Origin of the sequence: Streptomyces sediminimaris (assembly GCF_047049295.1) — a bacterium.
GTDB lineage: Bacteria > Actinomycetota > Actinomycetes > Streptomycetales > Streptomycetaceae > Streptomyces > Streptomyces sediminimaris.
On the sequence record NZ_JBJWOT010000001.1, the window covers coordinates 3,888,133 to 3,904,996 of the forward strand.

The 16,864-nt window shown below is 72.0% G+C and carries 18 protein-coding genes; 11 read left to right on the top strand and 7 right to left on the bottom strand.

The annotated features are described in order from the left end of the window. Window positions 1-20 precede the first annotated feature (20 nt). Window positions 21-1,286 (bottom strand): extracellular solute-binding protein, encoded by a 1,266-nt coding sequence (locus tag ACJ9NR_RS17900; protein WP_491074822.1) that lies wholly within the window; start codon window positions 1,284-1,286, stop codon window positions 21-23. Window positions 1,287-1,396: 110 nt separating this feature from the next. Here ACJ9NR_RS17900 and ACJ9NR_RS17905 point away from each other — a divergent pair, with 110 nt between their 5' ends. The 3 genes from ACJ9NR_RS17905 to ACJ9NR_RS17915 all read left to right on the top strand — a co-directional run bounded on the left by ACJ9NR_RS17905 (window position 1,397) and on the right by ACJ9NR_RS17915 (window position 4,591). Then, window positions 1,397-2,338, top strand: coding sequence for an ROK family protein (locus ACJ9NR_RS17905; protein ID WP_412488572.1), 942 nt, complete (start codon window positions 1,397-1,399; stop codon window positions 2,336-2,338). A gap of 35 nt (window positions 2,339-2,373) precedes the next feature. Next, window positions 2,374-3,546: an N-acetylglucosamine-6-phosphate deacetylase gene (gene nagA, locus ACJ9NR_RS17910; RefSeq protein ID WP_412488864.1), complete on the top strand. Its 1,173-nt coding sequence runs from the start codon at window positions 2,374-2,376 to the stop codon at window positions 3,544-3,546. 115 nt (window positions 3,547-3,661) lie between these two features. Then, complete coding sequence (locus ACJ9NR_RS17915; protein WP_412488573.1) at window positions 3,662-4,591, top strand: 1-phosphofructokinase family hexose kinase; 930 nt, start codon at window positions 3,662-3,664, stop codon at window positions 4,589-4,591. Window positions 4,592-4,610: 19 nt separating this feature from the next. Here the strand turns inward: ACJ9NR_RS17915 and ACJ9NR_RS17920 are convergent, their stop codons facing one another. Together ACJ9NR_RS17920 and cdgB are read right to left on the bottom strand one after the other, a co-directional pair. Beyond that, window positions 4,611-5,555: a carbohydrate-binding protein gene (locus tag ACJ9NR_RS17920; protein ID WP_412488574.1), complete on the bottom strand. Its 945-nt coding sequence runs from the start codon at window positions 5,553-5,555 to the stop codon at window positions 4,611-4,613. Between the two features lie 120 nt (window positions 5,556-5,675). Next, complete coding sequence (gene cdgB, locus ACJ9NR_RS17925) at window positions 5,676-7,334, bottom strand: diguanylate cyclase CdgB (protein WP_412488575.1); 1,659 nt, start codon at window positions 7,332-7,334, stop codon at window positions 5,676-5,678. Window positions 7,335-7,682: 348 nt separating this feature from the next. Between cdgB and ACJ9NR_RS17930 the strand changes: the two genes are divergently transcribed. Further along, entirely contained in the window at window positions 7,683-8,267 is a 585-nt protein-coding gene (locus ACJ9NR_RS17930; RefSeq protein WP_412488576.1) for a flavin reductase family protein, read from the top strand. Window positions 8,268-8,360: 93 nt separating this feature from the next. Here ACJ9NR_RS17930 and ACJ9NR_RS17935 read toward each other — a convergent pair whose 3' ends face one another. Together ACJ9NR_RS17935 and arfB are read right to left on the bottom strand one after the other, a co-directional pair. Then, window positions 8,361-9,245, bottom strand: a complete 885-nt coding sequence (locus tag ACJ9NR_RS17935) for a sigma-70 family RNA polymerase sigma factor (protein ID WP_412488577.1) — start codon at window positions 9,243-9,245, stop codon at window positions 8,361-8,363. 133 nt (window positions 9,246-9,378) lie between these two features. Beyond that, complete coding sequence (gene arfB, locus ACJ9NR_RS17940; RefSeq protein ID WP_412488578.1) at window positions 9,379-9,807, bottom strand: alternative ribosome rescue aminoacyl-tRNA hydrolase ArfB; 429 nt, start codon at window positions 9,805-9,807, stop codon at window positions 9,379-9,381. A 191-nt stretch (window positions 9,808-9,998) separates the two neighbouring features. On the opposite strand from arfB, the gene ACJ9NR_RS17945 reads away from it, so the two are divergent. Then, window positions 9,999-10,574, top strand: coding sequence for a TerD family protein (locus tag ACJ9NR_RS17945; RefSeq protein WP_412488579.1), 576 nt, complete (start codon window positions 9,999-10,001; stop codon window positions 10,572-10,574). A 53-nt stretch (window positions 10,575-10,627) separates the two neighbouring features. Here ACJ9NR_RS17945 and ACJ9NR_RS17950 read toward each other — a convergent pair whose 3' ends face one another. Further along, on the bottom strand, window positions 10,628-10,834 hold the full coding sequence (locus ACJ9NR_RS17950; protein ID WP_412488580.1) for a DUF397 domain-containing protein: 207 nt from the start codon (window positions 10,832-10,834) through the stop codon (window positions 10,628-10,630). Next, complete coding sequence (locus ACJ9NR_RS17955) at window positions 10,831-11,685, bottom strand: helix-turn-helix domain-containing protein (RefSeq protein ID WP_412488581.1); 855 nt, start codon at window positions 11,683-11,685, stop codon at window positions 10,831-10,833. Before ACJ9NR_RS17955 ends, ACJ9NR_RS17950 begins: the two co-directional genes overlap by 4 nt. 156 nt (window positions 11,686-11,841) lie before the next feature. On the opposite strand from ACJ9NR_RS17955, the gene ACJ9NR_RS17960 reads away from it, so the two are divergent. The 6 genes from ACJ9NR_RS17960 (at window position 11,842) to ACJ9NR_RS17985 (ending at window position 16,749) form a co-directional block, all read left to right on the top strand. After that, the gene (locus ACJ9NR_RS17960; RefSeq protein ID WP_412488582.1) at window positions 11,842-12,303 is read left to right on the top strand and encodes an ATP-binding protein; all 462 of its coding nucleotides are present in this window, start codon (window positions 11,842-11,844) and stop codon (window positions 12,301-12,303) included. A 203-nt stretch (window positions 12,304-12,506) separates the two neighbouring features. Then, window positions 12,507-13,355, top strand: a complete 849-nt coding sequence (locus tag ACJ9NR_RS17965) for a helix-turn-helix domain-containing protein (RefSeq protein ID WP_412488583.1) — start codon at window positions 12,507-12,509, stop codon at window positions 13,353-13,355. A 49-nt stretch (window positions 13,356-13,404) separates the two neighbouring features. Then, window positions 13,405-14,004: a Uma2 family endonuclease gene (locus ACJ9NR_RS17970; protein WP_412488584.1), complete on the top strand. Its 600-nt coding sequence runs from the start codon at window positions 13,405-13,407 to the stop codon at window positions 14,002-14,004. Window positions 14,005-14,152: 148 nt separating this feature from the next. Further along, window positions 14,153-15,484: a ferredoxin reductase family protein gene (locus ACJ9NR_RS17975; protein ID WP_412488865.1), complete on the top strand. Its 1,332-nt coding sequence runs from the start codon at window positions 14,153-14,155 to the stop codon at window positions 15,482-15,484. Window positions 15,485-15,565: 81 nt separating this feature from the next. Continuing rightward, window positions 15,566-16,174: an FMN-binding protein gene (locus ACJ9NR_RS17980; protein WP_412488585.1), complete on the top strand. Its 609-nt coding sequence runs from the start codon at window positions 15,566-15,568 to the stop codon at window positions 16,172-16,174. Window positions 16,175-16,221: 47 nt separating this feature from the next. Further along, on the top strand, window positions 16,222-16,749 hold the full coding sequence (locus ACJ9NR_RS17985) for a GNAT family N-acetyltransferase (protein WP_412488586.1): 528 nt from the start codon (window positions 16,222-16,224) through the stop codon (window positions 16,747-16,749). Window positions 16,750-16,864 lie beyond the last annotated feature (115 nt).

The window sequence follows — 16,864 nt, forward strand, 5'->3', positions numbered from 1 at the left end:
GCCCCCGGCACCGACACCGCCTACCCGGCGACCTCCGCCTTGGCGGCCGTCGACTGCAGCCGCGCGAGGGTGGCCGCGGGGCTGCCGCCCGGGGCGACCGCCTCGCCGATGTTCTTCTTGACGGCCGCGGCGACCCGCGCCCAGGAGGTGTTGCCGACCGGGTAGAGCTCGGACAGCGGGAGCTGGTCGAGGAACGGCTTGAGGCCGGCGTCCCGCTTGTCCGAGCTCATGACCTCGGAGGCGGAGGTGGTCACCGGCAGCAGGTCGTACTCGCGGGAGAAGGCGAGCACGTTCCTGGTGCTGTAGACGAAGTCGAGGAAGTCGCCGATCTGATCGGCGTGGCCGTTCTTCTTGAAGGCCATCATCCAGTCCGCGACGCCCAGCGCGTTCCTGCTCCTGCCGTCGGCACCGGGCATGGGCACCATGCCGAACTTCACGCCCTTCCTCGCGGCTATCTTCATCAGCGAGGGATGGCCGTCGAGCATGCCGACGTCGCCGTCGGCGAAGGCCGCGAAGGCGGCGGCGCGGTTGAGCCTGCCGGGCGCGACGGGACCGGTCAGGCCCTTGTCGACCAGGTCGTGCTTGAGCCAGTCGAAGGTGTCGACGTTCTGCGCGGAGTCGATGGCGTAGGTGCCGACGTCGTCGGTGTAGCCACCGCCTCCGCTCAGCATCCACTGCATCGTCTCGGCCTGCGCCTCCTCGGGCCCCAGCGGCAGCGCGTACGGGTACTTCACGCCCCGCCGCTCGAGCGCCCCGGCGTCGGAGGCGAGCTCGGACCAGGTCTTCGGCGGGGTGAGCCCGGCGCGCTTGAAGAGGGTCTTGTTGTAGAAGAGCAGCCGGGTGGAGGCGGCGAACGGCATCCCGTACTGCACGCCCTTGACCTGGCCCGCGGTGGCGAGCTGGGAGGCGAGGTCGGCCTGCGTGGTGATGGAGAGCAGGTCGTCGGCCGTGTAGAGCAGGCCCTTGTCGGCGTAGTCGGCGTAGGCGCCGATCTGCGCCATGTCGGGCTCCTGGCCGGCGTCCACCAGCTCCTTGACCTTGCGGTCGACGTCGTTCCACGAGTACACGCTGACGTCGATCTTCACGCCGGGGTGCTTGCCCTCGTACTCCCGGACGAGCTCGTCCCAGTACTTCTGGGAGCTGTTGGCGGCGGAGTCGCCGTAGTCCGCGGCGATCAGCTTCAGGGTGACGTCCCCCGGTCCGCCGGTGAGGCCGCAGCCGCCGAGGACCGCCGTCATGCCCAGTGCGGACACCGCCGCGATCGTTCCTGTCCTACGCCGCTGCACTGCCTGTGACCCCAACTCTGCTGTCTCGCTGTTCAATATGTGGACAGGATAGGTCTACACCACGTGAGTGGACTAGACCTCTTGCGGGTCCTGGGGCCACACTGTCCCCCGTGAGACATGTCATCGCCCTCGACGTGGGCGGCACCGGGATGAAGGCCGCGCTGGTCGCGGCCGACGGCGGGCTGCTGCACCAGGCCCGCCGGGCGACCGGGCGCGAGCGCGGACCCGGCGCGGTCGTCGACGGCATCCTCGACTTCGCCGCCGAGCTCAGCGCGTACGGCGCCGGGCGCTTCGGCGAGCCCGCTGCCGCGGCCGGCGTCGCCGTGCCCGGCATCGTCGACGCCGACCGGGGCGTCGCCCGCTACTCCGCCAACCTCGGCTGGCGCGAGGTCCCGCTGCGCGACCTGCTGTCCGCACGGCTCGGGGTCCCGGTCGCCCTCGGGCACGACGTGCGCACCGGCGGGCTCGCGGAGGGCCGGATCGGGGCGGGCAGGGGCGCCGACCGCTTCCTGTTCATCCCCCTCGGCACCGGCATCGCGGGCGCCATCGGGATCGCGGGCCGGGTGGAGGCGGGCGCGCACGGCTTCGCCGGTGAGATCGGCCACATCGTCGTACGGCCGGGCGGCAGCCCCTGCCCGTGCGGGCAGAGCGGCTGCCTGGAGCGGTACGCCTCCGCCGCGGCCGTCAGCGAGGCGTGGGCGGCGGCCTGCGGGGACCCGGACGCGGACGCCGCGGACTGCGCGAAGGCCGTCGCGTCCGGTGACCCGAACGCCGTCCGGGTCTGGCAGGACGCCATCGACGCCCTGGCCGACGGCCTGGTCACCGCCCTCACCCTGCTGGACCCGCGCACCCTGATCATCGGCGGCGGCCTCGCGGAGGCGGGGGAAACGCTGTTCACGCCGCTGCGGGACGCCGTCCGGCGGCGGGTCACCTTCCAAAAACTGCCGTCGATCGTCCCCGCGGCGCTGGGGGACACGGCGGGCTGCCTGGGCGCCGGACTGCTGGCCTGGGATCTCCTCGCAACTACGGACGGCACGGAGGTAGCGACCTGATGGCAACCGACCCAGGGGCACGGGACAGCGCCGACATGCGAGCCCGGCGCGGGGCGCGCCCGGCCACGACGCACCCGCGGGTGTTCACCGGCGCGCGTCTGGTGCTGCCCACCGGCACGGTGGACGACGCCCGCCTCGCCGTCGACGGCGCCCGGATCGCCGCGGAGGAGGACCCCCGCGCGCACGTCGTGGACGCCCGCGGGCACTGGATCGTCCCCGGCTTCGTCGACATCCACAACCACGGCGGCGGCGGAGCCTCGTTCTCCGGCCCGGTGGACGACGTCCTCAGGGCCCTCGACACCCACCGCCGCCACGGCACCACCACCCTCGTCGCCTCCACCGTCACCGACCACATGGACGCCCTGGTCAAGCAGGCCGGGCTGCTGTCGGAGCTGGCCGAGCAGGGGGAGATCGCCGGCATCCACTTCGAGGGCCCGTTCATCTCGCCGTGCCGCAAGGGCGCGCACTCCGAGGCGCTGCTGCGCGACCCGGACCCGGCGGAGGTGCGCAAGCTGATCGACGCGGCGCGCGGCAGGGCCAGGATGGTCACGCTCGCCACCGAACTGCCGGGCGGCATCGACTCCGTACGGCTGCTGGCCGAGCACGGCGTGATCGCGGCGGTCGGGCACACGGACGCGACGTACGAGCAGACGGTGGAGGCGATCGAGGCCGGTGCCACGGTCGCGACGCACCTGTTCAACGCGATGCCGCAGATCGGCCACCGGGCGCCCGGCCCGATCACCGCCCTGCTGGAGGACGAGCGCGTCACGGTCGAGCTGATCAACGACGGCACGCACCTGCACCCCGCCCCCCTCCGGCTGGCGTTCCACCACGCGGGCGCCGGGCGGGTGGCGTTCATCACCGACGCGATGGACGCGGCCGGCGTCGGGGACGGGCGCTATCTGCTCGGCCCGCTGGAGGTCGAGGTCAGCGAGGGCGTGGCGCGGCTGGTGGAGGGCGGCTCGATCGCGGGGTCGACCCTCACCATGGACCGGGCGTTCAAGCGTGCGGTGACCGTGGACGGGCTGCCGGTGCGGGACGTGGTCGCGGCGGCCTCGGCCAACCCGGCGAAGCTGCTCGGCATGTACGACACCGTCGGCTCGCTGGAGCCCGGGAAGGACGCCGACCTGGTGGTCCTGGACGAGCACTTCGACCTCAAGGGCGTGATGCGCCGGGGTGAATGGGTGGTCGATCCACAACTGGGATGACTTGTCCCGCTGTTGAGGGCGGCGGTTGTCCTGGGAGACTGGGACGCCCGCCGTCCGTTTGGCATGATCACCCTTCCGGACGGACAGATCCATCTTCGGGGGGAGGCCGGCGCAGGTGATCCTCACGGTCACGCTGAACACCGCTCTCGACATCACGTACCGCGTACCCGCGCTCCGTGCGCACGCCACCCACCGGGTCACCGAGGTGATCGAGCGGCCCGGCGGCAAGGGCGTGAACGTGGCGCGGGTCCTCGCGGCGCTGGGGCACGAGGTGACGGTCACGGGCTTCACGGGCGGCGCGACGGGCCGCACGGTGCAGGACGGCCTGACCGCCACGGCCGGCCTGGTGGACGCGCTGGTGCCGGTCGAGGGCCCGACGCGGCGCACGATCGCGCTGGTGGACGAACGGACCGGCGACACGACCCAGCTCAACGAGCCCGGCCCCACCGTCACGCCCGCCGAGTGGCGCGCCTTCCAGGAGGTCTACGAGGACCTGCTCGCGACGGCGTCCGCGGTGGCCCTGTGCGGCAGCCTGCCGCCGGGGGTGCCGGTGGGTGCGTACGCGGGCCTGATACGGGCCGCCAAGGCCGCCGGCGTCCCCGTCCTGCTGGACACCAGCGGCGAACCGCTGCGCCGGGGTGTCGCGGCCCGTCCCGACCTGATCAAGCCCAACGCCGGCGAACTGGCCGAACTCACCGGCTCCCACGACCCGCTGCGCGCCACCCTGGACGCCCGCCGCCGGGGCGCCCGCACGGTCGTCGCCTCCCTGGGCACGCAGGGCCTGCTCGCGGCGACCCCGGAGGGCCGCTGGCGGGCCACACCCCCCGCCCGGCTGCACGGCAACCCCACCGGGGCCGGCGACTCGGCGGTGGCCGGCCTCCTGTCGGGCCTGGCGGAACAGCTCCCCTGGCCGGACCGCCTCTCCCGCGCGGCGGCCCTGTCGGCGGCGACGGTTCTGGCGGCGTCGGCGGGCGAGTTCGACCGGGGGACGTACGAGGAGCTGGTGGGCCGGGTGGCGGTGACCCAGGAGGCCAGCGCCGCCTAGGGCGTGTGCCGGCGCGCCCCTAGTCCTTGACCTGGCCTTCCTTCAGCGACAGCTGGTCCAGCAGGACGTTGCACTTGTCGCCGTTCTGGCAGGCGATCGAGATGGTGTTGCTGCCCTTGTTGAGGGTCGGCCAGGCGAAGGTCCGCGTCCAGCCCTTCGAGAAGTCCCCGCCCTTGGCATGTGCGAAGTTGCCCAGGTTCAGCTTGCTGCCGAACGGCTTGCCGTTGACGATGAGCGTCATCGACTGGTCCTCGTCGGCCGTGCTGTAGTTCACGAACAGCGTGTAGACGCCGGACTTGGGGATGCCGTCGACGTTCCAGGTGACCGAGGCACCGGGCTGGTTGAGACCCGACACGTATATGCCGCCGTCCGCGCTCGCGCCCGGGACGTCGGAGGCCGTCGTCACACCGGTGCCGAGGTTCAGGGCCTTCGCGTCGGTCTTCGGCAGGTCCGCCGCCTGCGCGCTGCCGCTCGCCGACGCGCTCGGCTCGGAGCTCTGCTGCGCCGACGGCGTGGCCGAGCTCTGGCCGCCCGCCTTGTCGTTCTGCGAGTCGCCGCCCATCATCGCCACGCCGATGCCGATCACGACCGCGGCGACCACCGCGATCGCGCCGATCAGCAGGCCCTTGGTGTTCGGGCCGCCGCTGCGGCCGCCGCCGGTGCGGGCGGGCTGCTGCACCGGGGCGGTGGGGGCGCCGCCGCCCGGCAGCGTCTCCGGCGCGGCGTAGTGGGCGTTCGGCGAGCCGTAGCCGCCCGGCTGCTGCGGGACCTGTCCGTAGGCGGCCGTCTGCTGCGCCGGCTGGCCGTACTGCCGCTGACCGACCGAGCGGACCCGGTTGACGGAGTTCGGGTAGCCGTAGCCACCGGACGGCGGCTGGGCTCCGTTGGCCTGCCCGTCGGCGTAGAGGTAGCCGAACGGGTCGTCGTCCTCGGGCGTGCTGGCGCCGTTGTTGCCGGACGTCATCCCTTGGTACTCCTCAGCGGTGCGGGTCGGGTGCGATACGAGGGGTCGGAATGGCGAGCCTACCCGCTTCCGCTGACCCAAACGGGTGACTCGGCTCGCATCGGCTCGCTGACCTGGTGATCAACCCGCGCGTCTGTGCTGTTTGGGACGAGATCGTTTCTCTACGTACATCCGCTCGTCGGCGGACTTCAGCACTTCGTCCGCGGTCATGCCGCAGTGCGCCCATCCGATGCCGAAGCTGGCACCGACGCGCATGGCCCGGCCGTCGACCCGGATCGGCTGGATGATCTCGCTGCGCAGCCGGACCGCGAGGTCCTGCGCGTCGGCCCGCCCGAGCCCGTCGGCCAGCACCACGAACTCGTCACCGCCGAGCCGCGCCACCGTGTCGCCGTCGCGCACGCCGCGGGACAGCCGCCGCGCGACCTCGATGAGGACCGCGTCACCGGCGTTGTGCCCGAACCGGTCGTTGATCGACTTGAAGCCGTCGAGGTCGCAGAAGAGGACCGCGAGGCCCTTGGTGCCGTCGTCGTGGTCGTTCGCCGGCGCGGCGGTGTGCACATGGTGGTCGTAGCCGTCGAACACCTCGACGCCGCTGCCGGGCCGGAAGTCGAAGCCGTGGCCGTTCGCGTCGAAGGCGGGGTGGCCGTAGGCCGCGTCCAGGGACTCCAGGGCTCCGGGGTGGGTGGGGCGGTGGCACAGGCGCGAGGACAGCCGCGAGCGCAGCTCGGCGGAGTTCGGCAGGCCGGTGAGCGAGTCGTGCGAGGCGCGGTGGGCGAGCTGCAGCTCGCGGCGCTTGCGCTCCTCGATGTCCTCGACGTGGGTGAGGAGGAAACGCGGGCCGTCCGCGGCGTCGGCGACGACGCTGTTGCGCAGCGACACCCAGACGTAGGTGCCGTCGCGGCGGCCGAGTCTGAGCTCCGCCCGTCCCCCCTCGGCGGAGGTCCGCAGCAGGGTGCCGATGTCCTCGGGGTGGACCAGGTCGGAGAAGGAGTAGCGGCGCATCGCCGAGGCGGGGCGGCCGAGCAGCCGGCACAGCGCGTCGTTGGTGCGCAGGATCCGGCCGTGCTGGTCGCCGCCCATCTCGGCGATGGCCATGCCGGAGGGCGCGTACTCGAACGCCTGACGGAAGCTTTCCTCGCTGGCGCGCAGCGCCTGCTGCTCGCGTTCGAGCCGGACCAGGGCGCGCTGCATGTTGGCGCGCAGGCGCGCGTTGCTGATCGCGATGGCCGCCTGGAACGCGTACATCTGGAGGGCTTCCCGGCCCCACGCGCCCGGCCGGCGGCCGTTGCGCGGCCGGTCCACGGACAGCACGCCGATCAGCTCGCCGCTGGAGCCGCCCGGGCCGCCGGGCATGTACATCGGGGCGAACAGCCGGTCGGCGGGGTGCCACTCGTCCTCGAAGCGGGGCGCGGGCCCGTCGGTGTACCACTGCGGGACGTCGTCGTCGTCGAGGACCCAGCCCTCGGTGTGCGATATGAAGACCAGGTCGCCCCAGTGCTCACCCATGCTCAGGCGGCGCTCCCAGGACTCGCGGGAGCCGACGCGGCCGGTGATGAGCGCCTCCGCCGCCGCGTTCCCCGCGAAGGCGGCGACCACGAGGTCGCCGTCGGGGCGGACGAGGTTGACGCACGCCAGCTCGTAGCCGAGGCCGTTCACCACGCCTTCCGCGACCGTCTGCAGGGTGTCCGCGAGGCTGCGGGCCGTGTTCATGTCGGCCATGACCTGGTGCAGTTGCCGCAGGGTCGCAAGACGGACGTAGGGCTCCGACTCGGTCTCCATGCTCGCCCTCCCCCCGAGACCTCGCAGTGAATCAAGGGTTCTCATCGGCGTATCGTTCCTGGCAGCTTCCCAGCCACTGAATCACAGCGCGCTGCCCACTCGGTACACAGGGTCAACAATTAATGGCCCTTGTGACTCAAGTCACAGCCAAAGATGAACAATTGAGTGGTGTTTCTGTGTTTTCTCTATGCGTTTACCGAACGCAAACTTTGTGCGTCTGTGGAGACGCGGCAGAACAGCGTACGGGCTCCTTCACAACTGCTTCCCGGACTCCGCCGGTGGACCTAGGTCCGTTCTCGGCCCGGGGCCCGATGCGCGGAGAGCAGAGCGCAGATTAGCGTTTCCGGCGTGCCGAACACCTCCCCTGCCGCGTTCCCGATCACTGCTCCGTCCGCCTCCGGGCATGCTGAGGGGGTGAGCAACGACGAGTTCCGCGCCGCCATGTCCCGGCTGGCCGCGGGCGTGGTCCTGGTGACCGCGCAGGAGCCGCCGCTGGACCCCGACGACCCGTCGGCGCCGGACGGCGAGGACGTCGGCATGACGGCGACGGCCTTCCTGTCGGTCTCCCTGGACCCGCCCCTGGTGCTGGTCAGCCTGCGCACCGGCGCCCGCATGGACGACCTCCTCGACGAACAGCCCCTGTGGGCGGTCTCGGTGCTCTCCGAGAGCCAGCGCCACATCGCCGGCCGCTTCGCCATGAAGGGCCGCATCAGCGACCGCCTGCTCTTCGAGGACATCCCCTACGCCCGCGGCGAGGTGACCGGCGCGCCCCTGGTCCGCGGCGCCCTGGCCACCCTGGAGTGCCGCACCGAGCAACGGGTCGCCGCAGGTGACCACACCCTGGTGATAGGACGGGTACTGACGGCGTCGGTACCGAGCGCGGACGGCGGCCCGCTGACCTACTTCCGGGGCCGCTACCGGCAGCTGCGCTGAGCGGCGGGCGAGCCGCCGGGCCCGTGGTGTCCGCACACGGCACCTTCCGCGCGGGGCAGGGCTCCGGCCCGGGGCGGCCCGGCGTCGTCCGCGCTACACCAGCTCCACGTCCAGCCGGGCGACCCGGTCCGGGGCCGTCACGATCTCGATCAGGGCGATCCGGTCGTGTACGAAGGTGAAGGCGAGGGCCCGGTCGAGGCGGTCGTCGAGGAAGACCGCGAGACCGGTGGCGCCGTCCACCAGGGCGGGACGCGCCACGTACGCGAAGTGGGCGAAGCTCGCCGCACCCTTGGCCACGGCCTGCGCGCCCGTGGTGACGCCGACGTCGGTGCGCGCCACGACGTCCGGGTCGAGCAGTTCGACCAGCGCCTCGAAGTCGCCCTCCCGCGCCGCCGCCAGGAACGCGTCCACGACCTGGCGCTGCCGCACCACGTCCCGGCCTGGCGCGCCGGCCCCCTGCACCCGCCGCCGCGCCCGGCTGGCCAGCTGCCGCGCCGCCACCGGGCTGCGCCCCACGATGTCCCCGACCTCCTCGTAGGACACCGCGAACAGGTCGTGCAGCACGAACGCCAGCCGCTCGGCGGGCGACAGCGTCTCGAGCACGACGAGCAGCGCGACGCCCACGGAGTCGGCGAGCAGCGCGTCCTGCTCGGGATCGGCGACGGAGGCGTCCGCCACGCGCGCGGTGGCCTCCAGCGGCTCCTCCCCGCGGGATTTGCGCGAGCGCAGCATGTCCAGGCAGACCCGGCCGACCACCGTCGTCAGCCAGCCCCCGAGGTTCTCCACCTGCCGGGCGCCGGAACGGCTCAACCGGAACCAGGCCTCCTGCACCGCGTCGTCGGCCTCCGCGCCCGAGCCGAGCATGCGGTAGGCGACGGCACGCAGATGACTTCGGTGCGATTCGAATCGCCGGGCGAGGAATTCGTTCTCCGCCGCGTTCCGCTCGCCGTCCCCGCCGGGAATTCCGTTCTCGTTCATCGCCACCGCTCCTCGCCCGCCGTTGCCCTGCCGTTCAGTTGACGAACGGGACGCCGCGAATGTGACGCGGATGCGACAAAGGACGTTCTACGACCGCGAAAACGTTCTGCGGCCGCGCACCGGGAGCCCGCTTTCAGCTCCAGTTGCGCCCGGACCGCCCCCGCTTCGTCTCCGAGCGCTGCTTCTTCTCCCGCAGCCGCCGCTCGTTGATCCCGCGCGGGATCCGCGTCGCCCGGCGCGGCTTGGGCGGCGGCGCCGTCGCCTCGGCGAGCAGCGCCGCGAGGCGCACCGCGGCGGTCTCCCGGTTGCGCCACTGCGAACGGTGCTCCGAGGCGCGCACGGAGACGACGCCGTCGACGAGCCGGCCGGACAGCCGCTCCAGCGCCCGGCGCTTCCACGCCTCGGGCAGCGCCTGCGTGCCCGCGAGGTCGAAGCGCAGCTCCACCTGCGAGTCACTGGTGTTGACGTGCTGCCCGCCGGGCCCCGACGACCGCGAGAAACGCCACATCAGCTCGGCCTCGGGGAGCGAGACGGAGCCGCGGATGACATAGGGACCGGACATACCCCCATCGTCGCGCGGCTGACCGGCACACGTCACGCGAATATCGTTCACCGCGAGTTCGGTAAAGAAAGTAAAGAGACGCGGAACCTTCCGCGCCCCTGCAGGCGTTCATACGGGTAGCTGTAGCTTCGTGCCGTACTGCCCGTTCGGCGCGCACCGCCGTACACACACGAGGGAAAGGACTCCCAACCATGGCTGTAAGCCTGTCCAAGGGTGGCAACGTCTCGCTCACCAAGGAGGCTCCGGGCCTGACCGCCGTCACCGTGGGCCTCGGCTGGGACGTCCGCACCACCACCGGCACGGACTTCGACCTCGACGCCTCCGCCATCGCGGTCAACACGCAGGGCAAGGTGTACTCGGACGCCCACTTCGTGTTCTTCAACAACAAGCAGACCCCGGACAACACCATCGTCCACACCGGCGACAACCGCACCGGTGAGGGCGAGGGCGACGACGAGGCGATCAACGTCAACCTGGCCGCCCTGCCCGCCGACGTCGACAAGATCGTCTTCCCGGTCTCCATCTACGACGCGGAGACCCGCTCGCAGAACTTCGGCCAGGTCCGCAACGCCTACATCCGCATCGTCAACCAGGCCGGCGGCGCCGAGATCGCGCGCTACGACCTCTCGGAGGACGCGGCCACGGAGACGGCCATGGTCTTCGGCGAGCTGTACCGCAATGGCGCGGAGTGGAAGTTCCGCGCGGTCGGCCAGGGCTACGCCTCGGGCCTGTCGGGCATCGCCCAGGACTTCGGCGTGAACGTCTGACGGACGTCGCACCGAGCCGGAGCCCCCGGCCGTACGGCCGGGGGCTCCGGCGTTCAGCCCTTGAGATGCGGCACGAAGTTCGCCCACGCGGCGGGGGCGAAGGCGAGGCGGGGTCCCGCGGTGTTCTTGGAGTCGCGGACGTGGACGGTGCGGGGCGCTACCGCGATCTCGACGCAGGAGTTGCCGTCATTGCCGCCGCTGTAGCTGCTCTTGAACCACGCCAGTTCGGAGGCGTCCCCGGAGGGGGCCTTGCGGATCATGTCTCTCCCAGCAGTTGCTCGATGAAGGCCAGCGACTCTCTGGGCGGGAGAGCCTGCGCCCGGATGGTGCCATACCGCAGCTCAAGGATGCGGAGCTGTTTTGGGTCCGAGGTGGGGCGGCCGTTGAACGCCCCGCCGGAGCGCCCCATCGCCGTGCCGTCCGAGAACTTCAGCACCTCGATCCTTCCGTCCAGACCCGAGTGCACCTCGCAGTCCAAGGGCATCACCTGAAGCACGACGTTGTGCAACCGCCCTACCTCAAGCAGGTGTTCGAGCTGTCGTCGCCGCACCATTGTGCCTCCGATAGGACGCCGTAACACCGTCTCTTCCAGGACGAAGTGGATCGACGGAGCAGGATCCCGTGCGAACACCGACTGCCGGGCCAGGCGAGCGGCCACCATGCGCTCCACGTCGTCCGGCGAGTACGGAGGTTGCGCCGCCCCGATCACGGCCCGCGCATGCTCCGGCGTCTGGAGCAGCCCGGCGACGATGTTGCACTCGTACACCCCGATCTCGACCGCCCGCCCCTCCAGCTTGGCCAGCTCCCGGACCCGCTTCGGATAGCGGACCTTCCTCACGTCCTCCTTCATCGCCGCGATGAGCCCACCGGCGCCCAACACCTCGTCCGCCCTGTCCAGATACTCGAGGCGCGGGATCCGCTTCCCGCCCTCGACCTTGTAGACCAGGTCCTCGCCGTACCCGACGGCCTCCCCGAACTCGGCGGCCCGCATCCCCGCCGCCTCGCGCCGCAGCTTCAGCTGGCGCCCGACCGTCGCGATCACGGCCACGCCCCACTCGTCGTCCGGGTCGACCTCCCAGCCCGGCTCGACCGCCTCGCCGTCCACACCCATCCCGCACCCCTCCGCCGTACGTCCGTACCCGCGACGCCCCTTACCCGTACGGCCGTTGCCGACAGCCCGGACAGCACCGGACAAGCTCCGGACAGTCACCGTACGTATCGGACTCGTCACTGTTCACAGTAAGCACGCGCCGCCACGCTGAGTGATGTGAATCAAGAAACCGCCGTCATCCGGAACTTCACGGTCCAGCTCTCCCCCACCCCACGCGGAGCCCGCCTGGCCCGCCTGCTGGCGACGGAACAACTCCGCAGCTGGGGGCTGCCGTCGGACCCGGCGGAGCACATCGTGGCCGAGCTGGCGACGAACGCGGCCACGCACGGCCGCGTCCCCGGACGCGACTTCCGCCTCACGCTCTACGTCGTCGCCGGCACCCTCCGCATCGAGGTCACGGACACCCGGGGCGACCGTCTGCCGTGCGCCCAGCCCCCGGCGGCGGACGCCGAGTCGGGCCGCGGCCTCGTCCTCGTGGAGGCGCTCGCCGACAAGTGGGGCGTCGCGCCGGGCCTGCCCCCGCGCAAGACGGTGTGGGCCGAGGTCGTCCTGCCACCGAACCCCGGAAACCGGTGCTCCGGTGCCACGGGCGGTCTTGTCCAAGAAACACGACGGTGAAAGGACCAGCACCAAGCCCCACCCCGCCTCCCGCCGCCGACGCGCCTCTCACCCGCCCGGGTGAACATCGCCAACTCAGCTGGATTTCCGCCCGGTTGCTTGCTCTACGCTCGCCGCAACACAACCGCAAACATGCAACGGCCCTCGCCGGGACTGCAATCCCGATGCGAGGGCCTGACCACCAAGGAAGCTGGACCTTCCCGATGGACATCCAAAACCCTAGCGCGCCCTCGCGCGCCCGGTCCCGCATCACGGGCAAAAACCACCCTCACGCGGGTGGTCTCGTCCACGACAACGCCCGCCACACCGCCCGCTTCACGGTGATCGGCAACCACCTCGCCCAGCACCCGGAGCTGTCGGCGCTCGCCATCGGACTGGCCGTTCACATCCAGTCGCTCCCCTCCGGGGCGCGGGTGGACATCAAGACGCTCGCCGCCCGCTTCCCCGAGGGCACCACCCGCATCGCCGCCGCCCTGCGCGAGTTGGAAACCCACGGCTACCTGCGCCGCACCCGCGAACGCGCCGGCCACGGCCGCATCGTCACCCGCACGGTCTCCTGCAACCAGCCGGGCCACGGCGGGGACGACGACTCACCCCGTCCCGGCAGGACGCCCCGCCCGAGGAAGACGTCACCCAAGCCCCTTCCACCGGTGCCACGCCCCTCCTGCCCCTCCCCCACCCTCATTAAGCAGGCCACCGATCTCCTCTCGGACCTCCACCGCCACGACCGTCGCGTGCTGCTCAGCGAGGGCGACACCGCCCATCTGGCCCCCGGCGTCGCCGCCTGGCTGGAGCGCGACGTGACACCCGCCGCCGTACGCGAAGTCCTCACCACGGACCTGCCACGAGAACGCCTCTGCCGTCCGGCCGCCCTCCTGGCCCACCGCCTGGCCGCCCAGCTGCCGCTTCCGCCGCCGTTCCGCACTCCGGTGTCACCTCCCCCGGCGGCCCGGCACCCACTCCGCAACTGCGACGGCTGCGACCGCGCCTTCCGCGCTCCTGCTCCCGGCCGCTGCCGCGGCTGCCGATCCGATCTTCTGGAGGCCGCCTAGCATGGACGTGACGATCCTTGCCCCCGGGCACAGACGAGGAGCGAGCGCCATGACCATCGCCCCCGACGACACGCGACACGGCGCAACGGGCGCCTACCGGGCCATGCGGGACTTCCTTCAGTCCACGGACGACACTCTGCCCGGCAAATTCGAGATCACCAGGGAAGGGATCGTCCACGACATGATGTCGCCGGGAGGGCCGCACGAGGTCACGACGGCGCGCATCAGCCGCCGGCTGGAAAGCGTGATGCCGGACGAGTTGCTGGCCCACAACGGCACCCCCGACGTGGAGGACGAGCCCGAAGGCATCATGCGCCACCCTGACGTCATGGTGATCGCCTGGACCGATCTGGACACCGAGGGCTCGATCGACCCGCACACGCTCATCGCCGCCATCGAAGTGGTCTCCCGCTCGAACCCGGACAACGACTGGGTGGGCAAGGTGCGCGACTACCCCCTGATCGGCATCCCCGTCTACGCCGTCTTCGACCCCCGCACCGGCACCGGCGCCGTCCTCACCGACATCCACCCCACCCCCGACGGCCCCCGCTATGCCACCCGCAAGGACTTCGTCTACGGCGAGGACGTCACCATCGCCGACTGGACGATCTCCACGGCCGACCTGCCGCGCTACCAGGACACCCCCTAGTTGTTCTGTCCGGGGAGGATGTGACGGTCGGCCCTGCCGGTGCGCTGGACTACGTGGATGCAGGGAGGGGGCCCTCACACACCGTCCCCGACACGGAAGACACGCCTTGACCACCATCCAGCACGGCCGGGCGGGCCGGCGGCAGGCCATGCGCAGGATCCGTCCCCGGCGCTCCCCCGCCACACCCCTGCTCGCGCTCTCCTGGGCCGGCGCCGCCGCCGTGGTGTGGCTGTGGTGGCGGGACACGCCCGCCGTCGCCGCGACCACGGCCGACCGGCTGGTGAACGCGGGCCGCATCACCGGACTGCTCGCCGGCTACGCGATCGCCCTGGTGATCGCCCAGATGGCGCGCGTCCCCGCGCTCGAACGCCGGGTCGGCTCCGACCGCGTGGTGCGCTGGCACGCCCGCAGCGGCCGCTACGCGCTCTCGCTGACCCTCGCCCACGTCGTGCTGATCCTGTACGGATACGCCCTGCAGGCGGACACCGGCGTCGTGGCGCAGACGGTGTCCGTCGTCACCGGCTACCCGGACATGGTCAAGGCGACGGCCGGCACCCTGCTGCTGCTTCTCGTCGGCTTCGTCTCCGCCGGCGCCGTACGACGTCGTATGCGCTACGAGACCTGGTACTACCTGCACCTGCTCACCTACGCCGCGGTCTACCTCGCCTTCTGGCACCAGCTGACGACGGGCGACGAGTTCGTCGGCGACGCGGCCGCCCGTGCGGCCTGGTACGCCCTGTACCTCACGGTCGGTGCGCTGCTGCTGTGGTTCCGCGTGCTCACTCCGCTGCGGCTCAATCTCCGGCACCGGATGCGCGTCGAGGCGGTGGTGCAGGAGACGCCGGGTGTGGTCTCCGTGCTGATCCGGGGCCGGCGGCTGCACCGCCTCGGCGCCGAGGCCGGGCAGTTCTTCCGCTGGCGGTTCCTCACCACGGGCCTGCGGTGGACCGCGAACCCCTACTCCCTCTCGGCGCCGCCCCGCCCCGACCTGCTGCGGATCACCGTGAAGGCGGTCGGCGGGCACAGCGCGGCGCTGGCCCGGCTGCGGCCCGGCACACGTGTGTGGGCGGAGGGCCCCTACGGAGCGATGACGGCGGCCCGCCGCAGCCGCGGCAAGGTGCTGCTGCTCGCGGGCGGCGCGGGCATCACACCGCTGCGGGCCCTGTTCGAGACGCTGCCCGCCGCGTCCGGTGATCTGACCCTGCTCTACCGGGCCCGCACGGCCGAGGACCTGGCGCTGCGGGACGAGCTGGAGGCGATCGCGGACGAACGGGGGGCCCAGCTGCTCTACGCGGTCAACAGTCCCGACGGGCGACGGCCCGCGATCACCGCGAAGATGCTGCGCCGGATCCTGCCGGACATCGCCCACCACGACGTGTACCTGTGCGGTCCGCCGGGGCTGGCCGAGGAGTCGTACGCCGCCCTGCGCGAGGCGGGCGTCCCGCACCGCCGTATCCACCACGAGTCGTTCGAGTTCTGACCTCGCTGGAGGTTCCGCGTTCCGGCCTCGCGGTGCCGGTGAGCCTGTGACATCTGGTTCCGTTGTTGCGCTGAGACTCCCATGAGGAAGAAGCATCCGTTCCGCCACGCGTTGCTGGCCACGGTCGGCACCGTCTCCGGCATCGTGCTGCTGCTCGCTCTGAAGCCGAGCACCGACCCGGGCCTGGCACAGGCCGACGCGCCCACGGCCACGGTCACGGCCACGGCCCGGTCCTCCGCGCCGCCTTCCCCGTCCGCGGCCTCGCCCTCCCCGTCCGCGTCGGCCTCGCGGCGGAAGACCCCCGCGAAGAAGCACACCGCTGCCACGCCGGGCGCACCGCGCTCGGCGCCCGCCGCGCCCACCAGGACGAGCAGTGCCCCCTCCGCGCCGAAGACCACAGCCGCCGCCCCCACGACCCGCACCGTCACCGGGACCACGGCGCAGACGAAGTACGGCCCCGTCCAGGTACGGATCACCCTCACCGGCAGCAGGATCACCGGGGCGAGCGCCGTTCAGTACCCGGACGGGACGGCACGCAGCAAGGACATCAACTCCACCGCCGTCCCCAAACTCGACCAGGAGACGCTCCAGGCGCAGAGCGCGAGCATCGACACGGTGTCGGGAGCCTCGTACACCAGCGCCGGCTACCGGCAGTCGCTGCAGAGCGCACTGGACCGGGCCGGCGTCTGATCGCGCCTCAGGTACTGCCGCCCGCGCGTGCGGATAGGTTGCGCGACATGATCCTCGAGCAGCTCCGCCTCACCCCCGACCACGACATCCCGGCCCCCATCCTCACCGAGCTGACCGCCCTCTACGCCTCCAACCGCGACTTCCACGCCCTCAGCGGTGACTTCCCCGACCCGGACGACATCCGGCCCGAGCAGGTCGCGACCGTGCTGGCCGACGAGTTCGTGCACCCGGACGCCGAGGTGCTGCTCGCCCGCAGCGAGGGGCGGCTCGTCGGGATCGCCGTCACCCTCGCCCACCACCCCGACCCCTCCGACCCGGACCCGTGGATCGGCCTGCTGATGGTGGACGCGGGCCTGCACGGCCAGGGCCACGGCCGCCGCCTGGCCACGCTCGTCGAGGACCGCTTCCGGGCGGCGGGCCGCGGTGCCGTCCGGCTCGCCGTACTCGACAGCAACCCCGCGGCCCTCGCCTTCTGGACGGCCCTCAACTACGAGGTGATCGACCACCGCCCCGACCTCCGACAGGGCCGCCCCTGCGCGGTGCTGCGCAAGGAACTCCCCACCCCGGCCGAGTGAGCCGCACCGGCGACGGTGCAGTATGCGGGCGCGGAGTACGACGCGGTGGCCGCGGCCTGGAAGGCGGTCAACGTCAACTGACCTGACCTGACCTGACCTGACCTGACCTGCGGGG

Bases quoted from the DNA above. Each gene is read 5' to 3' on its own strand.
- cdgB (WP_412488575.1), bottom strand. From the start codon at position 7,334: ATGGAGACCGAGTCGGAGCCCTACGTCCGTCTTGCGACCCTGCGGCAA.
- nagA (WP_412488864.1), top strand. From the start codon at position 2,374: ATGCGAGCCCGGCGCGGGGCGCGCCCGGCCACGACGCACCCGCGGGTG.
- ACJ9NR_RS17945 (WP_412488579.1), top strand. From the start codon at position 9,999: ATGGCTGTAAGCCTGTCCAAGGGTGGCAACGTCTCGCTCACCAAGGAG.
- ACJ9NR_RS17955 (WP_412488581.1), bottom strand. From the start codon at position 11,685: ATGGGTGTGGACGGCGAGGCGGTCGAGCCGGGCTGGGAGGTCGACCCG.
- ACJ9NR_RS17950 (WP_412488580.1), bottom strand. From the start codon at position 10,834: ATGATCCGCAAGGCCCCCTCCGGGGACGCCTCCGAACTGGCGTGGTTC.
- ACJ9NR_RS17920 (WP_412488574.1), bottom strand. From the start codon at position 5,555: ATGACGTCCGGCAACAACGGCGCCAGCACGCCCGAGGACGACGACCCG.
- ACJ9NR_RS17965 (WP_412488583.1), top strand. From the start codon at position 12,507: ATGGACATCCAAAACCCTAGCGCGCCCTCGCGCGCCCGGTCCCGCATC.
- ACJ9NR_RS17985 (WP_412488586.1), top strand. From the start codon at position 16,222: ATGATCCTCGAGCAGCTCCGCCTCACCCCCGACCACGACATCCCGGCC.
- ACJ9NR_RS17975 (WP_412488865.1), top strand. From the start codon at position 14,153: ATGCGCAGGATCCGTCCCCGGCGCTCCCCCGCCACACCCCTGCTCGCG.
- arfB (WP_412488578.1), bottom strand. From the start codon at position 9,807: ATGTCCGGTCCCTATGTCATCCGCGGCTCCGTCTCGCTCCCCGAGGCC.
- ACJ9NR_RS17980 (WP_412488585.1), top strand. From the start codon at position 15,566: ATGAGGAAGAAGCATCCGTTCCGCCACGCGTTGCTGGCCACGGTCGGC.
- ACJ9NR_RS17935 (WP_412488577.1), bottom strand. From the start codon at position 9,245: ATGAACGAGAACGGAATTCCCGGCGGGGACGGCGAGCGGAACGCGGCG.
- ACJ9NR_RS17970 (WP_412488584.1), top strand. From the start codon at position 13,405: ATGACCATCGCCCCCGACGACACGCGACACGGCGCAACGGGCGCCTAC.